Source organism: Mesorhizobium sp. M7D.F.Ca.US.004.03.1.1 (genome assembly GCF_003998635.1).
In the GTDB taxonomy this organism is placed as follows: domain Bacteria; phylum Pseudomonadota; class Alphaproteobacteria; order Rhizobiales; family Rhizobiaceae; genus Mesorhizobium; species Mesorhizobium loti.
Map to the genome: position 1 here is coordinate 1 of NZ_RZQG01000890.1, position 2,392 is coordinate 2,392.

The 2,392-nt window shown below is 59.2% G+C and carries 3 protein-coding genes; 1 reads left to right on the forward strand and 2 read right to left on the reverse strand.

The genetic code is table 11. The features are described from left to right. Together EN935_RS31430 and EN935_RS31435 are read right to left on the reverse strand one after the other, a co-directional pair. The coding region (locus EN935_RS31430; protein WP_164771505.1) for an alpha/beta hydrolase at positions 1-495 on the reverse strand (495 nt) is incomplete at its 3' end. Positions 496-727: 232 nt separating this feature from the next. Next, positions 728-913 carry a hypothetical protein gene (locus EN935_RS31435; RefSeq protein ID WP_109667815.1) on the reverse strand — a complete coding sequence of 62 codons (186 nt, stop codon included), beginning with the start codon at positions 911-913 and terminating at the stop codon, positions 728-730. A 290-nt stretch (positions 914-1,203) separates the two neighbouring features. Here EN935_RS31435 and EN935_RS31440 point away from each other — a divergent pair, with 290 nt between their 5' ends. Further along, positions 1,204-2,235 (forward strand): acyltransferase, encoded by a 1,032-nt coding sequence (locus tag EN935_RS31440; protein ID WP_245468961.1) that lies wholly within the window; start codon positions 1,204-1,206, stop codon positions 2,233-2,235. Positions 2,236-2,392 lie beyond the last annotated feature (157 nt).

Here is a 2,392-nt window from a genome sequence, read left to right on the forward strand (position 1 = left end):
GGCCGCTTCCGCGGCCATCATGGTCAGCACGACGGCCATGTTGCCGCCGGCGGAATCGCCCATGAACACGATGTCTTCGGCCTCCGTCTCGTCGAGCATCTGCCGGTAGACATCGCCGACCATGCCGAACATGGCGTGGAAATCGTGTTCGGGGGCGATGGGATAGATCGGCACGGTGATGCCATAGCCCAGCCGATCCGCCATGTCGGCGATCAGATGCCAATGATAGGGCGTGATTTCAAAGACATAGGCGCCGCCGTGCAGATACAGAATCCGCTTCTGCTCGCCGGTCCTGGGGGCAATTTCGTAGACGGGGAAGCCATCGACCGTATGCATCTCGATGCCGAGACGCTGGTGCAGCGAGGCAGGGGGCTGGTGGTTCTCGGTCTTGCGCGCGGCCGCGATCCAGCGCTGCAGGTTTTCCGGGCTGGCAAACGCCTGCTTGCGGCTGTGCCGCAGGACGAAGGACACGACATGGCTTTTCAAACTTGGCATGCGAATACACGAACTTCGGCCAAAGCCGACTAAGAGAACCCCACTATCTTCGAAGATCGTGCCGCGGCCGAAAATGTCAAGTTTTACGCGATGTCTACACGGTGGTGTGATCCGCGCCGCAGTGGTCAGCGACGCGGCAAAAGTGCGGCACGCAGCCGGTTGCTGGCGGTCGCGGGGGACATGCGAGATCCCCGGCGCATGCCGAGCAATTTGCATTTGTCGGCGAAGGTCATCAGCGCGCGGCGCTCCAGATTGTGTTAATGAGTGCTGCCTTTTCGCTGGATCGCGGTGACACCGGCCAACCAATATCCTTCTGGATCTCCGGCGGCAGGCTGTTCAGCAGGCGCCGCGCCTTGCTGCGGTCATGGGCATTCCTGATGGCCGTGCCATAGCGGCCAAGGCTTTCGAGCATCGACATCTTTTGTCTCCCTTGGAGCGTTGCGGCGGCTGAAAGCGATCTTCTGCCTGCCTTTCGATGCCGGTTAAATGCGCTTGCCATGTATCTGGCCGATTTCACGAAAACAGCGTTTTGGTTTCCGGATCAGGCGATCCGGAAACATTTGCATGCAAACGAAATTGCAGGTTATTGACGCTCCGCGCGATCGCTTCTTGGCCTCGCCCGGTTGACAGCGGGTGGCGGACGTCTGCTATTGTGCACTGCAGCATTTTTGAGGGTGCTAGTAAGGAGGTGCTGGTAAGGAGTATGGCTTGAATGACATTCACAGTATTCAATACCTTCGAGGACTCGCCGCTTCCGCGGTAGTTTGCTTTCATATCAGCGAGCAGTTCAGCGGTCCGTTCGCGGTTGGCGCTGCAGGCGTCGACCTCTTTTTTGTCATCAGCGGTTTCATCATGTGGGTGACCACGGTCGATCACCCCGTTGATCCGCAGCGTTTCATGTGGCGACGGATTGTTCGTATCGTGCCGCTTTATTGGATCGTCACGGTGCTGACCGCGCTGGCAATTTTCGGCAAGCCGCAATTTCTCTTCGGACATATGCTGAGCCCGGCAAATTTTTTCGGCTCGCTGTTGTTTGTTCCGATCATGCAGGATGGGTCACTTCACCCCGTGGTGATCCAGGGCTGGACGCTGTGTTATGAAATGATGTTTTACGTCATTTTCGCCTTGGCGCTCTTGCTCGGCGAGAAGCAGCGTTTTGCCGCGCTGATCGGCGTGCTGACGGCAATGGTCGCATTGAACTTGCTGCTGCTCAGAGGCTATCCCTTTACCTCTCCCCTCATGCTTGAGTTCGCGGCCGGCATTGTCGTCGGGCGGCTGTGGATGGAGGATATCCGGCTCCAGCTTGCGCTGGCGCTGTCGCTGGTTGTCGGCGGATTTCTCCTATTGATGGCGGCCCAGATGCTTGACCCTGAAATGCCTCGTGTCCTGCGTTGGGGTATTCCGGCGACCCTGATCGTTGCCGGAGCGGTTTTTGCCGAGCGTGCCAGACCGTTCAGCCCCATGGCCTTGTTTACATTTTTTGGCAGTGCCTCGTATTCGATCTACATCTGGCATGTGCTGGTGGTTGTCGTGGTGACTGGCATTATGCTGCGGCTGGGGGTTCCGCCAAATTGGCAGCCGGCGCTGATTGCCTTTGTCAGCATTTCGCTTTCCGCGATGCTTTATCTGGTGATTGAAAAGCCGCTGACTGGCTATCTCAACCCGTCACGCGCCAAAAGCATACCGCCAGCCGGTCAGCGGTCCGGCTCGCACCTGCCGTCGAATGAGACAAAGGACTAAGGCGCCTCGGCGAATCCGTTGCGTGCCTTATTCCCGCCCGCGGCGGGCGGCGTGGCCCTCGCGCGATCGCCGGCGCGGGGTGGCGTCGCCGGCAACGCCATCCTCGCTGACCGTCTTGCGCGGCGGCAGTTTCACCGCCGCCGACAGTTTCGGGAAC

What these genes read in the sequence shown, in the direction of transcription:
- EN935_RS31435 (WP_109667815.1), bottom strand. Translation starts at nt 913, where the DNA reads ATGTCGATGCTCGAAAGCCTTGGCCGCTATGGCACGGCCATCAGGAAT.